The organism is Cytobacillus sp. FSL R7-0680, from assembly GCF_038009245.1.
Classification (GTDB): domain Bacteria; phylum Bacillota; class Bacilli; order Bacillales; family Cytobacillaceae; genus Cytobacillus; species Cytobacillus kochii.
Map to the genome: position 1 here is coordinate 366,568 of NZ_JBBPAO010000001.1, position 18,918 is coordinate 385,485.

At 34.4% G+C, this 18,918-nt stretch carries 20 protein-coding genes; 11 read left to right on the forward strand and 9 right to left on the reverse strand.

From position 1 onward, the window contains the following. Positions 1-98 precede the first annotated feature (98 nt). The 4 genes from MKY26_RS01845 (at position 99) to MKY26_RS01860 (ending at position 5,711) form a co-directional block, all read left to right on the forward strand. Positions 99-1,322, forward strand: a complete 1,224-nt coding sequence (locus MKY26_RS01845; protein ID WP_340978369.1) for a metallophosphoesterase family protein — start codon at positions 99-101, stop codon at positions 1,320-1,322. After that, complete coding sequence (locus tag MKY26_RS01850) at positions 1,319-4,315, forward strand: ATP-binding protein (RefSeq protein ID WP_341091907.1); 2,997 nt, start codon at positions 1,319-1,321, stop codon at positions 4,313-4,315. The genes MKY26_RS01845 and MKY26_RS01850 overlap by 4 nt, the downstream gene beginning before the upstream one ends. A gap of 71 nt (positions 4,316-4,386) precedes the next feature. Continuing rightward, positions 4,387-5,331, forward strand: coding sequence for a 3'-5' exoribonuclease YhaM (yhaM, locus tag MKY26_RS01855; protein WP_095369916.1), 945 nt, complete (start codon positions 4,387-4,389; stop codon positions 5,329-5,331). 191 nt (positions 5,332-5,522) lie between these two features. Continuing rightward, positions 5,523-5,711 carry a sporulation YhaL family protein gene (locus MKY26_RS01860; RefSeq protein WP_095369915.1) on the forward strand — a complete coding sequence of 63 codons (189 nt, stop codon included), beginning with the start codon at positions 5,523-5,525 and terminating at the stop codon, positions 5,709-5,711. Positions 5,712-5,816: 105 nt separating this feature from the next. On the opposite strand, the gene MKY26_RS01865 is transcribed toward MKY26_RS01860, so the two are convergent. After that, complete coding sequence (locus MKY26_RS01865; protein ID WP_289433286.1) at positions 5,817-6,704, reverse strand: peptidylprolyl isomerase; 888 nt, start codon at positions 6,702-6,704, stop codon at positions 5,817-5,819. A 281-nt stretch (positions 6,705-6,985) separates the two neighbouring features. Here MKY26_RS01865 and MKY26_RS01870 point away from each other — a divergent pair, with 281 nt between their 5' ends. Continuing rightward, positions 6,986-7,075, forward strand: a complete 90-nt coding sequence (locus tag MKY26_RS01870) for a YjcZ family sporulation protein (protein WP_095369913.1) — start codon at positions 6,986-6,988, stop codon at positions 7,073-7,075. Positions 7,076-7,138: 63 nt separating this feature from the next. Next, positions 7,139-7,240, forward strand: coding sequence for a YjcZ family sporulation protein (locus MKY26_RS01875; RefSeq protein WP_095369912.1), 102 nt, complete (start codon positions 7,139-7,141; stop codon positions 7,238-7,240). A gap of 73 nt (positions 7,241-7,313) precedes the next feature. On the opposite strand, the gene MKY26_RS01880 is transcribed toward MKY26_RS01875, so the two are convergent. The 7 genes from MKY26_RS01880 to MKY26_RS01910 form a co-directional block, all read right to left on the reverse strand. Next, positions 7,314-7,493 carry a hypothetical protein gene (locus tag MKY26_RS01880; RefSeq protein ID WP_095369911.1) on the reverse strand — a complete coding sequence of 60 codons (180 nt, stop codon included), beginning with the start codon at positions 7,491-7,493 and terminating at the stop codon, positions 7,314-7,316. 94 nt (positions 7,494-7,587) lie between these two features. Further along, the gene (locus tag MKY26_RS01885; protein ID WP_341091911.1) at positions 7,588-8,139 is read right to left on the reverse strand and encodes a DUF3267 domain-containing protein; all 552 of its coding nucleotides are present in this window, start codon (positions 8,137-8,139) and stop codon (positions 7,588-7,590) included. Positions 8,140-8,387: 248 nt separating this feature from the next. Further along, positions 8,388-8,963 carry an HTH-type transcriptional regulator Hpr gene (locus MKY26_RS01890; protein WP_224937656.1) on the reverse strand — a complete coding sequence of 192 codons (576 nt, stop codon included), beginning with the start codon at positions 8,961-8,963 and terminating at the stop codon, positions 8,388-8,390. A 255-nt stretch (positions 8,964-9,218) separates the two neighbouring features. After that, positions 9,219-9,593: a YtxH domain-containing protein gene (locus tag MKY26_RS01895; RefSeq protein ID WP_341091914.1), complete on the reverse strand. Its 375-nt coding sequence runs from the start codon at positions 9,591-9,593 to the stop codon at positions 9,219-9,221. 144 nt (positions 9,594-9,737) lie between these two features. Then, on the reverse strand, positions 9,738-10,265 hold the full coding sequence (locus MKY26_RS01900) for a tryptophan transporter (RefSeq protein WP_095369907.1): 528 nt from the start codon (positions 10,263-10,265) through the stop codon (positions 9,738-9,740). Positions 10,266-10,392: 127 nt separating this feature from the next. Continuing rightward, positions 10,393-11,469, reverse strand: a complete 1,077-nt coding sequence (serC, locus tag MKY26_RS01905) for a 3-phosphoserine/phosphohydroxythreonine transaminase (protein WP_095369906.1) — start codon at positions 11,467-11,469, stop codon at positions 10,393-10,395. A 302-nt stretch (positions 11,470-11,771) separates the two neighbouring features. Continuing rightward, positions 11,772-12,194 carry an HIT family protein gene (locus MKY26_RS01910; RefSeq protein ID WP_095373489.1) on the reverse strand — a complete coding sequence of 141 codons (423 nt, stop codon included), beginning with the start codon at positions 12,192-12,194 and terminating at the stop codon, positions 11,772-11,774. A gap of 568 nt (positions 12,195-12,762) precedes the next feature. On the opposite strand from MKY26_RS01910, the gene MKY26_RS01915 reads away from it, so the two are divergent. The 4 genes from MKY26_RS01915 (at position 12,763) to MKY26_RS01930 (ending at position 17,055) form a co-directional block, all read left to right on the forward strand. After that, positions 12,763-13,503: an ABC transporter ATP-binding protein gene (locus MKY26_RS01915; RefSeq protein WP_095369905.1), complete on the forward strand. Its 741-nt coding sequence runs from the start codon at positions 12,763-12,765 to the stop codon at positions 13,501-13,503. Beyond that, a complete protein-coding gene (locus tag MKY26_RS01920; protein WP_095369904.1) occupies positions 13,496-14,713 on the forward strand; it encodes an ABC transporter permease in 1,218 nt (405 codons plus the stop codon). The genes MKY26_RS01915 and MKY26_RS01920 overlap by 8 nt, the downstream gene beginning before the upstream one ends. Before the next feature lie 40 nt (positions 14,714-14,753). Next, positions 14,754-15,470, forward strand: a complete 717-nt coding sequence (locus tag MKY26_RS01925; protein WP_341091918.1) for an EcsC family protein — start codon at positions 14,754-14,756, stop codon at positions 15,468-15,470. A 184-nt stretch (positions 15,471-15,654) separates the two neighbouring features. Next, positions 15,655-17,055 (forward strand): hypothetical protein, encoded by a 1,401-nt coding sequence (locus MKY26_RS01930; protein WP_095373488.1) that lies wholly within the window; start codon positions 15,655-15,657, stop codon positions 17,053-17,055. 122 nt (positions 17,056-17,177) lie between these two features. Here MKY26_RS01930 and MKY26_RS01935 read toward each other — a convergent pair whose 3' ends face one another. Next, a complete protein-coding gene (locus MKY26_RS01935; protein ID WP_095369902.1) occupies positions 17,178-17,678 on the reverse strand; it encodes an antibiotic biosynthesis monooxygenase family protein in 501 nt (166 codons plus the stop codon). Between the two features lie 175 nt (positions 17,679-17,853). Here MKY26_RS01935 and hemE point away from each other — a divergent pair, with 175 nt between their 5' ends. Beyond that, on the forward strand, positions 17,854-18,894 hold the full coding sequence (gene hemE / locus MKY26_RS01940) for a uroporphyrinogen decarboxylase (protein ID WP_095369901.1): 1,041 nt from the start codon (positions 17,854-17,856) through the stop codon (positions 18,892-18,894). The last annotated feature ends 24 nt before the right edge of the window (positions 18,895-18,918 follow it).

The window sequence follows — 18,918 nt, forward strand, 5'->3', positions numbered from 1 at the left end:
AAAATTGAACATTTTTAATTCTACAATCGACCAAGTAAGAACGTGCATTCGCTTTTGGTTTGCGTTAAAATAAAAGAAAAATGTAAGAGGGATAAAAAATGGAGCCTATCAAATTTATTCATGCTGCAGATTTACATTTAGACAGCCCTATGGTGGGATTAAAAGACTTACCCGACTTCATATTTGAGCGGTTAAAGGAAAGTACATTCCGTTCATTTATTAAGCTCATTGATGTTGCAATAAGTGAAAAAGTTGATTTTGTTATCTTAGCGGGAGATTTATATGATGCAAGTGATCGGAGTATAAAAGCACAAAACATCTTGCGAGAACAGATGTTACGTTTACATAAGGCTAGAATTCGTGCATTTATTGTTCATGGTAACCATGATCATCTAGGTGGAGAGTGGATTAAATTAACGATGCCAGAGAATGTATTTATTTTTGGTGAAATACCAGAAGTAACTAGATTTAAAAAAAACGATACAATTATTCATCTTTATGGCTTTAGTTACAAAGAACGACATGTCGATGAAAGAATGGTTCAGCTTTATCAGAAAGAAGAAGCGGCTGGTTATCATATCGGCATTTTACATGGCAATTTGGAAGGATTAACAGAACACGGGAACTATGCACCGTTTACGATTTCTGACTTGATAGAAAAGCAGTTTGATTATTGGGCCCTTGGTCATATACATAAAAGAGCTGAAATCAATACAGTGCCGCCAATTATTTATCCAGGGAATATACAAGGACGACATAAAAAGGAAACAGGTATAAAGGGTTGTTATTTAATAGAATTACAAGAGCATACTTGCGAGAAGCGATTTATTGAGACAAATGATGTGGTTTGGGATGAAGTGGTCCTTGATTGTAGTTCATTCAATTCTTTTGAGGTTTTATTATCAAATTGTCTCAACTTGTTAGAATCAAAAAGAAGAGAAGGAAAAGCCATTATACTTAAATTAGAATTACAACACTTAAGTATGAGTGAAATAGAAGAAAAGGCCTTTAGGTCAGGTGAATTAATAGAATTTCTCCAAGAAACTGAACGAATACAACAATCCTTCGTTTGGGTAAATGAGTTAAAAGTTAAAAAGCAGTTAGTGTGGGATGAGGAAAGTTTACGAAGTCAATCACCTTTTTATAAAGAAATGTTAGATCTTGCAAATGAAGAAATAGTACTGAAGGCATTATCCCCATTATATAGGCATAAACAAGCAAGTCGATGGATAGATGAAATATCACAAACAGATCAAAAAGAAATTGTTGCAGATGCAAAGCAATTGTTACTTGAACTATTAGTGGAGGGGGTGAACGAATGAAGCTTAAAGGTATGGAGATCTATGGTTACGGAAAATGGGAAAATATCAAAATTAAACAGTTAAACGATTTTCATTGTTTTTACGGGCAAAATGAAGCGGGTAAATCAACACTGATGTCTTTTATTCATAGTATGTTATTTGGTTTTCCATCTAAAAAAGGAAATGAAAGAAATTATAAACCTAAGAATAGTAGTCAATATGGTGGAAAATTGATTTTCACTTTACCAGATGGTCATGAAGCAATGATTGAGAGAGTAAAGGAAAGAACACCGGATGAAGTGAACGTTGTGCTCAGTTCCGGAAGAAGCGGTGGTTCTACGTTATTAGAGGAATTGCTCCAAGGGATGGACCAACCATTATACCGAGCGATCTTCTCTTTTGACCTGTTTGATATTCAAAATGTGCAATCATTTAGTAAAGAAGATTTAGGGCATTTTTTATTTTCTTCCGCGGTTGTTGGAACAGATGGCATTTTAAAGGCAGAACAATATTTGCAGAAGCAACTCGATTTGCGTTTTAAGCCATCTGGAACAAAGCCAGTTTTAAACAGCGGTTTAAAAGAGCTAAAAAAAGCATATGAAAATCTAAAAAAAGCGGAAAAAACGAATAACCTTTATAAAGAACGAACTGAGAAAAAAGAAGAATTAATTTATAATAACGAACTACTTGAACAAGAAGTGGAACAGTTAGAAGGGATGCTAAGCTCTTTAAGGAAGTGGTTTACGGTTGAGGAAGTATATCTTCATTATTTAAGTTTACTAGATGAAGAAAGTCAATTAGACGTAGATGAATTTCCAATAGATGGGTTAAAGCAATTAGAGGCTATACAACAGAGTAAGGAAGTATTAGAAGACCAAAGAAATGAACTCATCATGAAAAGAAGTACCCTTGACGAAAAATTAATGAATGCAGGATTACAGAAGCAAATACTTGAAAATAGAGCAGAAATCGAAGCTGTTTGCGAACTGAATACTGTCAGAGAGAATCAAGTGCAGACGAAGAATGAATGGCAACTCGAAATAAAAGCTTTGGAGGAAGAATTGCAGCATATGTCAGATAAGCTGCATATGCAAATATCTGACGAAGAGATTTTATCTTTTGATACGAGTATGTTTCAAAAAGAACTTATCTCTAATGTAATGAAGAAAAAGTCGCGGTTGTCCGATAGAAAAGTACAATTGGATGAAGAGTCGGAGACTATAAGAACTGAATTAAATGGATTAGAAAATAAAATAAATGAAAGTAGAAAGAAGTTACTATCAAGAGAAGAGAGAGCAAACATTCTTAAACAAATCACTACTTTTGAGCAAAAGGAAAGTCACCATCAGAGATTAACTGAAATCAATGTCAATATACAATTGCTCACAGAGAAACATAAACAAGCAATTACTAAGGATAAGAGATCCCAAAAAATTGAATATATGAAGATAAGTTCACTTTTATTATTATTTATTTTCATTGGCATATGGGGATTCTTTGAAGCTTCATTCCTCATCCAAGCATTAGCGATTGGTGGAATCTGTATTACTTTTATTAGTTCATTTTTTAAACAGAAGGCAGTCTACTCTAGTGGAATAAAGGATGAATTAGATTATTTAAGACAACAAAAAGTGGTATTAGAAAAACAAGAGCCCATCGCTGCTAAGGAGCAGGTAGATGAATGGAAGCAGCAAATTGAAAGAGATAAAGAGCAAGAAGCCGAAGTCGCCGAATACGCTCGGCGATTAGATTATGTCAATAGTCAGTATGAAAAAATCATTGCCGCATATGAAGTGTGGGAAGGTGAGATGAGAGAAGTTGATAGTAAGATAGATCTCATTGCCGAGCCATATAAATTAAATAAATCAACTATGAAAAATCAATTACTTGATGCCTTCTTATTGATTGAAGAGATGAAGGGCACGATTAGAAAAAGGAAGATAAAGAAAGCGAAATTGGATGACTTAAGCCAATCTATTACTAATATAGAGGAGAAACTATCTCATTATTTCTCGTTAGTGGTTATCGAACCACGCTCTTATGCTGATGGCGTGATTCAGTTAAAAGATATCATCGATAAAGAAAGAAACAAACTTGCAAACTTTGAAAAAAATAAGGAAATAAGAGAATCAATCCAATCAGATATTACGATTATAGACGAGAAAATAGCAAATAGAGAAAAGCATATTCAATCGTTACTAGAAGAAGCAGGTGTGTCTTCAATCATAGCTTTTAAAGAAAAAGGGATGGCTGCTAAAAGGAAGCAAGCCATTAAAGAAGAGCTACGAACCGAAAAATTAAAGTTAAATATGACAAACTTATCACAAGAGACATTAAATAAATATGTTGAATTAAGACCGACAGAAGAACAAATAAAAGAATACCAAATAAGCATTGATACGAAGAAAGAAAGAATAACCAAGCAACAAGAAATACTACATCATCTTTCTTATGAAATTAAACAATTAGAAGAAGGTGGAATTTATGCTGAACTATTACACAAATACAAACAATTAAAAGCAGAATGGAATGAGTTGGCAAAGGAATGGGCCGTGTATGCAACAGCAAAGAGCTTACTATCTGAAACGGTAAACACCTTTAAAGAAGAAGAATTCCCAAAAATATTAAAGAAAGCTGAGAGGTATTTTTCTGATTTAACATTAGGTCAATATAAGCGGATTTTTTATGATAGCGACAAAGACCATTTATTATTAGAGCATAAGGAAGGGATGTTTTTTGAGCCAAGATCGTTAAGTCAATCAACAGCTGAGCAACTTTATATTAGTTTGCGGTTGAGCTTGGCAGAAATTGTGTTCCATCGGTATCAGCTCCCTTTTATAATTGATGATGGATTTGTGAACTTTGATCATAAAAGACTGGAAGAAGTAATGCGAGTACTAAGGGGTAAAGAGGAGCAGATAATTTTCTTTACTTGTCATAAAGGGATGTTGCAAAGTTTTAACGGGGATGAAGTGATTGATTTAAGTGAACTACAAACAGCAACAAGCTTTTAAAAATGAAGGCTTTAAGATAGATATGATATACTTTTACTTAAAGGTAAGACTTAGAGGAGGCAGGTGTAACGATGACTAAAGGAATTGTTTATTACGATACAGGAGAGCAGGTTGAATTGTTCTTACTAATAAAAAATGCTACAAAAGGTGTGGCAAGTAACGGTAAACCTTTTTTAACTTTGATTTTTCAAGATAAAAGTGGGGATATCGAAGCAAAACTTTGGGATGTTTCCGAACAGGATGAAAATAATTACGTGCCAGAAACAATTGTCAAAGTGGCGGGAGATATCTTAAATTATCGTGGACGACAACAGCTACGGATAAGACAGATTCGTACGTCAAATGAAAACGATACGGTAAAGTTAGCAGACTTTTTAGAAACTGCCCCTATTGACGCTGAAGAAATGATGGGGAAAGTCACACAATACATTTTTGAAATGAAAAACCCTAATATTCAAAGAATCACTAGACATTTATTAAAGAAATATCAAGCTGAGTTTCTAGAATATCCTGCAGCGACTAAAAATCATCATGAATTTGTCTCAGGTTTAGCTTATCATGTTGTTTCAATGTTAGATCTCGCTAAAGCGATTGCAAATCTTTACCCTACGTTGGATAAGGATTTATTATATGCAGGTATCATTCTGCATGATTTAGGTAAAGTTACAGAGCTATCTGGTCCTATATCCACAACTTATACAGTAAAAGGAAACTTACTCGGCCATATTTCCATCATGGTAAGTGAGATTGAGACGGCGGCTGAGGAGCTATCAATTCAAGGAGAAGAGGTCGTTATTTTACAGCATATTGTTCTGTCTCACCATGGTAAGGCAGAATGGGGTAGCCCGAAACCGCCTTTAATTAAAGAAGCGGAAATCATTCATTATATTGATAATTTAGATGCGAAAATGAATATGCTTGATCGATCATTATCTAGAGTCAAACCAGGTGAATACACAGAAAGAGTTTTTGCGTTAGATAATCGGGCATTTTATAAGCCGACCTTTCATGAATAACTTAGAAAAGCAAGTATGTGAAATGTAAGAATGTCACATAACTTGCTTTTTTTGCGGTTTACCAGTCGGGTGTATGTGTTCGTGATGCCTATGGAAATGAGAGTAAGGTGAGCAAAATGGTTATGAAAAATTTTTTGCATATTATGGGACGAGCAGACATATTTTCTAATAAGAGAGTAAGGAGGAGTCCAATGATACCTATATGGCTTTACTTTGTGATTGCAGGTATTTTCATTAGCGCATTTATGGCGATTAAGACAGGTAGGGATGAAAGAAAGGCGGAAACTGCTCAAATTGAGCAGGAAGGTGAAGTTTATATGCAAAGGTTAGAATCCGCTAGGGATGACAAACGAGAACAATATGAAAGGCAAGAAGGATAATAAAGGTCGAACCATAGATACGAAAGGAAATATACCCATAAATAGTCTAATGGGTTCGAGACCAAAGAAAAGACCTGGTTATGTCATATAACCAGGTCTTTTATGTTATTGTTCTTCTTTTGCTTCAGCATCATTGGCTTCTGCTTCAGGAGCTTTGAATAACTCTTTAAAATCATTATCTTTTACTTCCACACCTGAATTTTCTAATTCCCTCTGCATTGCTTCTTGAATAATTGTACTGTCGACTTTCGCTACTTTCACTTGATATTCAATTTCTTCTTTCATATCTTCATATGATTCTTTTTCTTTTTTGTCAGTTACTTGAATGATATGGAAACCATGTTGTGACTCAACAGGATCACTAATTTCATCTACTTCTAATGCATAGGCAGCTTCTTCAAATTCTGCAACCATCTGACCAGCTCCAAACCAACCTAAATCGCCACCATTGGCAGCAGATGCTGTATCAGTTGAATATTCTTCAGCCACTTTTGCAAAGTCTTCGCCATCATCTAATTTCTTTTTCACTTCTTCAGCTGTTTCTTTATCGGCTACAAGAATATGACGCGCTTGGATTTCTGGCTTATAATTCTCATAGTATTCCTTCATTTCTTCTTCGGTAGCTTCAACATCTTTAATTGCCGCTTTTTCTTGCATTAGACCTGTTCTTAACATTTCTTTTAGGTCTTCTTCACTTTCCATACCGTATTGTGCAAGTGCTAATTGGAAGTTAGAACCTAATTGTTCTTTCATTGTATCTACTTGTTCATTAAGTTCATCCTCGGAAACCTCATAATTTTCTGAGAGGACTTTCTCATAAACGAGTTCTTGAAGAACTTGTTCACCATATTGTTCTTTCAAGGCTTGATAAAAGTCTTCTTGTGTAATATTTCCGTTTCCTGTTTCGACTACTACTTCAGAATCTCCTGAACTACAAGCGCTTAAAACTAATACACCTGTTGCAACAGAAAGGGATAAAATCCATTTTTTCATGTTGAACACTCCCACGTTTATTGTTGTATATACACAGTAAATACTATAACACAAATCATTTCCTTAACAAAAATATTTACTACAAAATTAGGTTTATTTAAGAAAATTTTGGGTATTAGACTAACCATTCTGGAGAGTCCAACATAGGATATAAAGAAATTGAAAATGATATTTCGTCCAAAGAAGTTTAGAGAAAATATAAAAAGACGAGATACGCGCCTATTCGCACGACAGAGTGTTTGAATAGTATGTGGTAACAACCTAATAAGGGAGGTGTTATCATGGGTGGAGGATTTGGATACGGCGGAGGCTTCGCTTTAATTGTTGTTCTTTTCATTCTATTAGTCATCGTAGGTGCTGCTTGGTTATAAAAAATAGCGTTATAAGACAATAAAGAAAGAACTTATAACGGACGATAGAAGGGAGGAAAATCCATGTCACACGGCGGTGGAGGATTTGGATACGGTGGAGGTTTCGCTTTACTCGTTGTCCTTTTCATTTTATTAGTAATTATTGGAGCTTCTTGGGTTTGCTAATTAATTCATACCTCAAGCTTTTCCATAGAGAGAAAAAAGCGGCGAAAATCTCGCCGCTTTTTTTACATTTATTTTAAGTAAATGCAATTTCAACAAAGGAAGAAATAAGCAGTATCGTAATTAAAACATTAATTGTTCGATATACTTTAGGTTGTTTCTCCTCTGGGATTTCCTTTTGTAAACATAAGGAAAAAGTAAGTCTGTTAATATTGTATAGAATAAATACAGCAAAAATAATAAAAATGGAGATCATCGATGATTCCCTCCCCTAGTCAATCGTAGTCTATTGTTTTACAATATCAAAAATAATCATAAAAAGATAGTATAAAAGGTTGGAAGAGTGGATTTTATCTAGTTTCCTTGATTTGTATTAATATATTGAGTCCAATCTCATTCTCTTCAATATATGAAAATTTAGGTGTGTTCATTACGATTTTTATATAGATTAAATCACGGCATGATAATCCAATATGCAAAGATAAAAGAATGATGAAAAACGCTCCATATTGTTGAAATGATAACATTAACAACAAAAGTGTTCCATTAATAAATAGTATTGGTGCGATTAAAGCACTTAGATACATCAATTTAGGTACTGGTTCATTGACTTTTAATTGTATCATGGGTACACATTTTGATCGTAATTCCAACGATTTCTTTATATTTTTATTTACCGGCATTAATGGAATATAATGAATCAATTTATGGATAGGATACAATCCAATCAGAAAGAGGGTAAAGATACTTAAACTTTCTGTATTAATCACTGTATCAGGAAACAAATAATTCATTGGTAAATATGTGATAATAAAGACTGTAAATGCCAGTATAGCAGACATGAAGTCCAACCATAATTGTCCATACTGCTTGTTAACATTTATCTCCTTTACACAGCTCATAAACAAAATAATCCCTCGCAGTTCAGCGCTCATGTTTTAAATTCAAACACTACTTTACTCTCCTCTTTAAGAAAAATCAATACCATTTTTTCGATAAAAAAATGATTGTTATATTTCAACATAAAAGTGAAGGGATGTAAGGGTTTTCATTATTTTATTTTATTTTATAATCAATGAATATATTGTCTTTTATACCAAAATAAAAAAGCGGAGAAGTTTGTTTATAATTCCGCTTTTATCGTACAAAATTATACTAATTCTTTTGTATATTCTTTCTTCTTTAATAGTTTACCATCTTTTTCCTCAAATTCGTTATCAATATTTGAAAATGATTTTTCGAATATTTCCATAAAATCATCTCCGTAAATGTTGCGGATAATGGCCATCACTTCAATGATTTCTGGGAATTTTCCATATAATTCTTTTAAAGGCATCGCACCTGAAAAAACAGAATTTTTATCTGGATGATATGTTTCCATTAATTCTAGAAAAACGCTTTCACCTTTATCCGTTAATTTAATGTAAGTATTCCTTTTATCACTTTCTCTTTTTGAAAATTCAAGATATCCTCTTTCTTCAAGCTTTTTAGAAAAATTAAATGCGGTAGATACATGCATAACGCCAAACTTCGCTACATCAGAAATGGATGCGCCATTTAAATGATAAGCAATCCATAAAATATGGTGTTCATTGATATTTAAGTCATATGGTTTAATCCATTGTTGCCAATCTTTTTCAATAGATTTCCATAAAGCTTTACTCAATTGAGCAACCCTTTGACTGAAAAGCATGGCTTCCTTGATTGAGAAATTCGTTTCTGACATTTCGCTTCACCTACTTTTTTATTATTGTATATTTATTATGCCAATAAAGCAAAAATTAATAAAGATATTAATTTGCATAATTTTTAGATTTTGTTTCTTGTTTTTAGGAGTAATACTTCTGTTAGCATTTGGCATAATCTTAAAGCAAACCATTTTTATAACATAATATATTAGATTTCTTTTTTAAAATAAGAAATCCTTCTTTTTTTCTAAAATAATTAGAGAAAAAAGAAGGATTGTAAAATAGAAGGATATTTATTCTTTGTCCATTGGATTGGCATGTTTTAATGTTTGTTCTAATTCAGCTATTGATTTTTCAATATTTGCGATTTCTTGTTGTAAGTTTTGCTGATGGGGCAGTATTTCACTTTTCCATTGTTTAATGGAAGATGATACGTCTTCGGTTAAAGTGGAAAGAGCTTCTTTCCCTTCTTCACCTACATGGACGATCTGATTCTTGATATCAGTTAGTTGTTTACCTAATTCTTTTATTTGAATAGAAGCCGATTTTGATTGTACAGTAATATATTTTCGGGTATCTTTACCAGAAGCAGGCGCATTAAAGAGTGTAGCTGCAGCAGCTGCTACTCCGCCAACGACAAAGCCTAAAAAAAGTGATTTCGCTTTCAATCTAAACTCTCCTCTCAATTTTAATGTCTACGTATATCATACATGAATCCAGTAAAAAGAACATCTATTACCCCTTATATTCCACGCTTAGTAGCTATATTAAACATAAAAAAAACACCTGTAGTCTACTACAGGTGAGGACGTTTATAAATGAATCGCATGTTCATTTAATTTAGTCCTTTTATTAATAGATTTTGTAATTGGGAACAATACTGCCATTAAAACGGCATTTAATAATACGGTTGGTAAGACGCTTGCTGCAAATAACCCGATAAAGGCACCTGGTAGACCTACAATGATGTAAGCAGATGTTAAAAATATAAATCCAGATATCAGTGTGCCAATCGCTGTTAAGACAATAGCGACAATTGATTTAGCGCTGATATTCTTTAACAGTGACAAAAGACCATAAAAGATAAAGGCAGTTATCAGCTTATCAATAATATTAGGAATTTGTCCTCCTGGAAATCCTGTAGTCAAGGCTGAAAGAATACCACTTACAAGTCCAATAAGAACAACGCTTTTGACGTCGGTAAATAATAAAATGCCTAAAAACATCATGACTAACATCATGTCAGGCTTTACACCCATAAAAATCGGTGGAGTTATGGCATGTAGGACAACACCCATTCCTGCCAAAAGGGCAAGGGCCACAATATTTTTACTTTTCATTTTCTCATCTCTCCTCAAGCTAATCTCATTTTGAACTGTATTCTCCTACAATGCACTCATTGCTTGCAGCGAGAACTTTTATTAATTATAACATCACAAATATCATATGAACATATCTATTTTATGGTTAATATTTTTCTTTGAAGTTCTTCATAAATGATACTAAAGCTTCTACATGTTCTAATGGAACAGCGTTATAAATAGATGCTCTACATCCTCCAACAGAGCGATGTCCATTTAACCCAACAAATCCTATTTGTTTCGCCTCTTCAAGGAATTTGGTAGAAAGTTCTTCGCTTTTTAAGTTAAAAGTGACATTCATATGAGATCGGCTCTTCTCATCAGCATGCCCAATGTAAAAGCCATTGCTATTATCAATCATATTGTATAAGAGGGAAGACTTCTCTTCATTTCTCTTGCTTATTGCCTCTATCCCACCATTTTCTTCTACCCATTCTAAAACTAGAGAGAGAAGGTAAATCGCTAGTGTTGGAGGTGTGTTATATAAAGAGTTATTTTTTGCAAACGTTTCATAGTTTAACATAGTAGGTAGTGCTGGTTGACTTTGGATGAGTTCTTTACGAATAATAACTACTGTTACCCCAGAAGGTCCTAAATTCTTCTGCGCACCTGCATAAATAAGGTCGAATTGCTCTATTTGAAATGGGCGGGACAAGATATCGCTTGACATATCTGCAATAAGCGGGACTTGTGTATTTGGATATTGGTGCCATTGTGTCCCAAAGATCGTATTATTACTCGTTAGATGGAGATAAGCTGCATCTTCTGACAAATTAATTTCCTCTAGCTCAGGAATGCGATGATAGCCCGTTTCCTTCGTCGAAGCAGCAACATGGGTGGAACCAACCTTTTTGGCTTCTTTTAATGCTTTATCTGACCATGAGCCAGTAAGGATATAGTTTGCCGTCTGATCTGGCTTTAACAAATTCATTGGGATCATAGAAAATTGTAAACTCGCTCCACCTTGTAGAAAAAGAACTTCATAATCATCTGGGATGGATAGGATGTTTCTTAATGAGGCAATAGCTTTGTTATGTACTATTTCATAATCTTTACTTCTATGGCTTAACTCCATTAAAGCCATACCTGTTCCATTAAAATCTAGCCAAGCTTCTTTTGCTTTTTCTAGGACCGCAAATGGCAAAGTTGCTGGACCTGCATTAAAGTTAAATGCTCGTTTCATGCTTTTCCCTCCATCATTCACAATGTTGTACTATATCGCTGTAGCGAAATAAAGATATCATTATGTTATCAAAAAAAACACATTTGTACAGAATTAATTAAAAAGATTTTGAATTTTTTTAGAAATATTTTAAGTAAGGTTTCTTTTAGGACGATGGTTAAAGGAAAGTGAGATGGAGAGGAGAAAATATATATTTATTGGCTTTTGATTCTTGAGTGTAGATACAACTACATGGAAGGTTGATAGAAATACTTGTGAATAGGTTTTATCAGACACAGATCTTGCTGTGCCTGATAAAAGCTTTATGATAAATGACTATGTATTTGTTGTGACATCATTTGGAGATCTTCAGGCGTATATTCTGAAGTATGTGTTTTCCATACGACACCTAAACCATCACCTTGGCCATATCTAGGAATAAGGTGCATATGATAATGAAAAACCGTTTGGCCAGCAATTTCCCCATTATTATTAATCGTGTTTAATCCATCAGGCTGGAACTCTGCTTTAAGCGCACGACTAATGGCTGGAACAGCTTCAAATACGTGACGGGCTGTTTCTTCATCTAATTCAAAGATATTTTCTTTATGAACCTTTGGAATAATCAACGTATGACCTTTGGTTACTTGACTGATATCTAGAAATGCAACGACATGCTCATTTTCATACACTTTTGCTGATGGGATTTCCCCAGCTACTATTTTACAAAAGATGCAATCACTCATATTCTTTTCATCTCCCTTATGCTTGAATTGACCATATTTTATCATAAAATTAGACAAATCATAAATAAAAGAAGCAGGATTCAATAAGAATCCTGCCGAAATTGAAGGGGAATGCTTCTTGGCTTCTACTCTTGGAAATACTCTTTAACAAACACCTCATTTGACAGTTTTGTTAAATGCATTGAATAACTACCATCACAAACTACTTGTAATTGGTATCTTTAATAAACACCTCATTTAGAAATGATGATTTAAACCACTTTCGGTAAAGCGATTTAAATGTTTAAAAAAAGCTCAATGCGTTTTCATTACATTTGTGCAATAAAAACATCTCCTTTAATAGTTGCATTTGAAGCTACAATCGGTTTGAAAGATTATTGTCTGCCGTAGACACCTCATTCAAGTTCATTCATTAAGATAATGAATGTTGATTTGTATTCCCCTTCATAAAATAGAATGCCCGTAATAAGAAGAGATATGCGTCACCCAAAAAAATAGTTGTTTTCTTTACAATATGGTTTTAATTTACTTACAATAAGAATAACTTTTTACAAGGAAGGTCGATCAAATGACTTTATTAAATATTAAAGAGGTAACAGGTGGTTATACGAGAAATCCCGTATTAAAGGGTATTTCCTTTGATGTCAAACCGAATGAAATTGTAGGATTAATTGGACTGAATGGTGCAGGTAAAAGTACAACAATCAAGCATGTTATTGGTCTTATGGAGCCAAATAAAGGTGAGATAACAATTAATGGGAAAACATTCTTAAGTGACAAAGATGCGTATCGTAGACAATATACCTTTATACCAGAAACGCCTATTTTGTATGATGAATTAACCTTAGATGAACATTTAGAAATGACAGCTATGGCTTATGGACTCGAACGCGAAACCTTAAAAGAAAGAAAAGCGCAGTTACTTAAGGAATTTAGGATGGAAAAGCGCTTAAAATGGTTTCCTGCCCATTTCTCAAAAGGAATGAAACAAAAAGTAATGATTATGTGTGCTTTCCTTGTTCAACCTTCCTTATATATTGTTGATGAACCTTTTGTAGGGCTTGATCCGCTCGGAATTCAATCACTATTGAATTTAATGGAGAAAATGAAGAATACCGGCGCAGGTATCCTGATGTCCACTCACATTTTAGCAACTGCAGAAAGATATTGTGATCGCTTTGTGATCATACATGAAGGTGAAATTAGAGCGAAAGGCACATTAGAAGAGCTAAGGGTACAATTTAATATGGCCGGTGCTACATTAGATGATTTATATATCCAGTTAACAAAGGAAGAAAATTATGAATGATATACAAAGTATCTGGAAGAATCGCTTTGCGAATAGAACAAAGGAACTAAGTCGCTACTTAAAATATATTTTCAATGGCCACATCGTTATTGTAATGGTATTTCTTATTGGTACAGTGGCCTATTATTATCAAGAGTGGCTAAAAACGCTCACTTCGGATTTTCCAGTGGCAGAAATTATGGCCATTCTACTTGGTCTTATCGTTACATATAGCCCGATTTATACATTTTTAGAAGAAGCAGATCGTGTGTTTTTACTGCCATTAGAGAATAAACTAGGTATGTATTTCAAGAAAGCAATTTTAACTAGCTTTTTATTATCCTCATACTTAATTCTAATTGGCTTGGCCGTGTTAATGCCAATGTATGCAAGTGTAAATCAAGGAGATTTCAGTTCGTTTTTTCCGTTTTTAATTATTTTGTTGTTAGTAAAGGGTGTGAATATGCTTATTCGTTGGCGAGTCCAATATGAGATGGATTATACTACCCATTTAATTGACTCATTTGTTAGATTCGTCATTAATGTTGCGTTGTTATTTTTCATATTTAGCTCAGCACATATTGGGTTCACAATCGCCACTATAGGTATTCTTTTATTACTTTATTTGTATTTTTATCAGAAAACAAAAGGAAAAGGATTAAAATGGGAATTCTTAATTCAATCTGAAGAGAGAAAAATGGCCAAGTTTTATCGAGTGGCAAATATGTTTACAGATGTACCACATTTACGTGATCAAATTAAGCGGAGAAAATGGTTGGACTGGGTGTTACAATCGGTTTCCTATCAGCAGGAAAACACCTTTCATTATTTATACTTAAGAACTTTTCTCCGAACGGGAGATTATCTAGGCATCTTTTTCCGTTTAACAGCCATCGGCGGTGTGTTAATCTATTTTATTAATAATGGAATCGCACAAATAGTTATTGCCATGCTTTTTATCTATCTAACTGGGTTTCAACTCGTACCATTGTGGAGACAACATCAAAATAAATTATGGATAGATTTATATCCAGTCGATGTTAAAATTCGAGAAAATTCATTTAAATGGTTAATTGCTCGTGTACTAATCATTCAAGCCATCATTTATGCGTTACTCATTATGATAAAAGGAAGTTTCTTTGTAGGTTTTGGTGTGCTCGTTTTAAGTGGGTTAGTAGCCGTTGGTTATGCATATCTTTATATGATGAAAACATTGCGTTCTCAATCGTAAGCTGATAGAAGTAATAATTGATAATGGAGTGTGTGATATTATGGGGAGTTATGAGGATGCTGTCTCAAGAGAAGTAAAAGATTGGCTTTATCAAATGCGGAAAAAGTCAAGGTTATGGAAAAGAACATCCAAGCATGCCCAAGATAAATTCAATGGATTAATCCCAGAAAAAGCTCATCACTTGATAACAGATGCTATCAAACATATGGTAAATGCTACATTATGGGGGAGTGAATATACAACTAAGAGACCTTCTCATATAGTGGTTACGTTACAGGAACAAGATGAAAAGTTAACAGAGACGTTGATTAAATACAGAAACACGGCTTCCGTTGAAGGAGCAGGAACAGGTGCTGTAGGATTTATAGGTGGGTTAGCAGATTTTCCACTGCTTCTTAGCATAAAAATGAAGTTCCTATTTGAAGCAGCAATGATATATGGTTATGATACTTCAGAATATGAAGAAAGATTATTTTTACTTCATATTTTCCAATTAGCATTTTCAAGTGATGATAAACGGAGAGAAACAATGGATATCATTGAAGATTGGGAAAATAGGAAAGCAGAGCTTGTAGATATGGACTGGCAGGTATTTCAACAAGAATACAGGGACCATATTGACTTAATTAAAATGTTACAAATGATTCCTGGGATTGGTGCTGTAGTTGGTGCCTATGCTAATTTTCATTTATTGGAACAATTAGGGGCGGTCGCTAAAAATGCTTATCGGTTAAGAAGAATCCAACAAAATAACTGAACTAATTGCCACAGATGTTACTTCTGTGGTTTTTTTGTTATAAAAACATATTTCCTGGGGAATTCCGACAAAAAAATTGGCCATGTCGAATGGTGATACACACAACTTTTTCTCCCAAACATATTTTAAAGTAATCCATTAGGGCAGATGCCTAATAAATGGATGAGGGGGGAGAATGACGAACATGGGCGTCGAATTAACAGCAATACATTGGATTTATGTAGTGTTTATCTTATTAATTATTGGATTTATGGTCGCTAGAAGAGATACAACCTTTATTTGTATAGTCGGGATATTCTTAATCGCGATCACAGCAACGAATTCGATTAATTCTTCGATCAGTGGAATTTTTAACAGTTTTATTTTTGCTATTACGGAATTACTACCTACAATATTAGTCATCTCAATTATTGTAGGTATGAGTAAAACATTAACATCAACAGGCATTAATGATGTCATGATTTCACCATTTACAAAACTGATTAAAACACCAACGTTAGCTTATTGGGTAATAGGGATTTTAATGATGGGAATTTCATGGTTCTTTTGGCCGTCCCCGGCAGTTGCTTTAATTGGTGCAGTGTTATTACCAGTTGCTTTAAGAGCAGGTCTACCTGCACTAGCAGTAGCGATGTCAATGAACTTATTTGGCCATGGTATAGCATTATCAGGAGACTTTGTTATTCAAGCTGCTCCTAAACTGACTGCAGACGCAGCAGGGTTACCAGTTGGCGATGTCATCTCAGCAAGTATTCCACTCGTTATTGTTATGGGTGTTGTGACCACCTTAACAGCGTTTTTCTTTATTAAGAGGGATATGAATTCAGGCAAACTTAATATGTCAACTGCTATGACGGAAAGTGCAGATTTACCAACTGATTTACCGCAAGCAAACCTACTTACACCAATACAAAAAAAGATTTTTGCTATTCTTATTCCCGTTTTATTTGTGATTGATGTGGTTGTTATGTTTTTATTCGACCTTCAAGGAGGGGATGCAACCGCTTTAATTGGGGGTACAGCTATTCTCATTTTACTCACGATTACATTATTTTCTCATAGACAAAAAGGCCTCGAAAAAATAACCACTTATTTAGTCGAAGGATTTCAATTCGGGTTTAAAGTATTTGGACCAGTGATTCCAATTGCTGCATTCTTTTATTTGGGAGATGCTGGGTTTCAAGCAATCATCGGAGAGCGGCTTCCTCAACATTCACATGGAATCGTCAACGATTTAGGCGTTGCACTTGCATCTGTTGTACCATTAACTGCACAAGTTGGTGCGATTACATTAACGGTAGTAGGAGCAATAACTGGCTTGGATGGTTCAGGTTTTTCAGGAATATCATTGGCTGGATCTATTGGTAGTTTGTTTGGTACAGCGATTGGTGATGGTGCAGCAACATTAACTGCTTTAGGTCAAATTGCAGGAATTTGGGTAGGTGGCGGAGCGTTAATTCCATGGGCAATGATTCCCGTTGCCGCTATATGTAAAGTGGATGTATTTGAGTTAGCGAGGCGTAATTTTCTTCCTGTCGTCATTGGTTTGATTGTGACAACAATTGTAGCGATGTTTTTAATATAGTGATATAAAATTGATAGGGCTGAGGCGAAGTGAAGTAGCCTCAGCCTTTTTATAAACATTCTCGTCGCTGGCGTTTTTTTCTATTACTGTAATTGGCTGATGTTTTTTCAAGTGGGAAGCTTTTATTTATCTGTCGTTTGTATATAATAAAAACTGGTATATGCAGGATCTGATAGTAATTCTTTCTTATTACTTTGTTCTTCCTGTATTTTTTTTGCTATAGGATTTGTACTTTCCCAGTTCTTATATGAAGATTCGGAGTCCCAGGCTGTAATAATTACATAAGTATGACCTTTCATCGGAGTTAAAACCCTAGCTGCTCTAAAACCAATTGTATTTGTAAAGTTTGAAGAGAATTGCTGAAATTTGAATTCGAAAATGGGTTTTCCTTCATCAGTTAAGGGGATATATTGAATAGCAATAAATTTACTTCTATGAAGGTCTCCAGTTGAATCATGGATGTGATAAGATTTTGGTTGTTGAAACTTACTTTTTTTGCTTTCTGTTTCATGTACTAACAGGGTATTCTGACTATTTTGCATGAGAACGATATTCTCATTACTGAATTTTTCCATCAGGGGAAGTAGGAAATTTTTAGTGCCGCTTGTCATATAAAGATTCATTACTTTCACCTCGATTTTAGTGATAAAAACGTCAAATTTTCGACATTTGAAGCGGGTACTGTACAATAAACACCGAAAAAAGTTATAGTTAATGTGAACATTTACTAAATAAGAATAATTCTAAGCTTATTTGTATGGAAAATACATAAGGCAAATGAAAGGTGGACTTAATTTAATGACTATAAATGATACATTCCTAAAGGCGGCTCGAGGAGAGAAGACTGATTATGTGCCTGTGTGGTATATGAGACAAGCAGGCAGATCACAGCCGGAATATCGCGCAATTAAGGAAAAATACTCTTTGTTCGAGATTACACATCAACCTGAATTATGCGCATATGTAACAAGACTTCCTGTAGAACAGTATAACAATGATGCGGCTATTTTGTACAAGGATATCATGTCACCGCTTCCAAGTCTCGGTGTGAAAGTTGACATAAAACCTGGTGTGGGTCCAGTCATTGATGAACCAATTCGTTCGATGCAAGACGTTGAGAAGCTCGGCGAGATACATCCTGAAGAAGATGTTCCATATATTCTAGATACGATTAAGTTATTAACAAAAGAGCAATTAACTGTACCGTTAATTGGTTTTACCGGTGCACCATTCACATTAGCGAGTTATATGATTGAAGGTGGACCTTCTAAAAATTATTATAAGACAAAAGCGTTTATGTATTCAGAACCAAAAGCATGGTTTGCACTTATGGATAAATTAGGTGAAATGGCAATCACATATGTAAAAGCGCAAATTAAAGCAGGTGCTAGTGCCATTCAAGTTTTTGATTCTTGGGTTGGTGCATTAAATGTAGAAGATTATCGTATTTATATTAAACCCGTCATGGAAAAAATCTTCTCTAGTTTGAAAGATGAAGGGGTACCACTTATTATGTTCGGTGTTGGCGCGAGTCATTTAGCGAATGAATGGAATGACCTTCCAATTGATGTTGTAGGCCTTGACTGGAGGTTGCCAATTAGTGAAGCAAGGTCAAGGGGTATTTCAAAGACAGTGATGGGGAATTTAGAGCCAGCCTTGTTACTTGCTCCGTGGGAAGTAATTGAGAAAAAGGTCCGTGCTATTCTTGATGAAGGCATGAGTCAACCCGGATATATTTTTAACTTAGGACATGGTGTCTTCCCAGAAGTAAATCCTGAGACATTAAAAAAACTCACATCGTTTATCCACAGTTATTCTAAGGAACAATTTGGGAAATAATAAAAGAAAAAGTAATCATTTTTA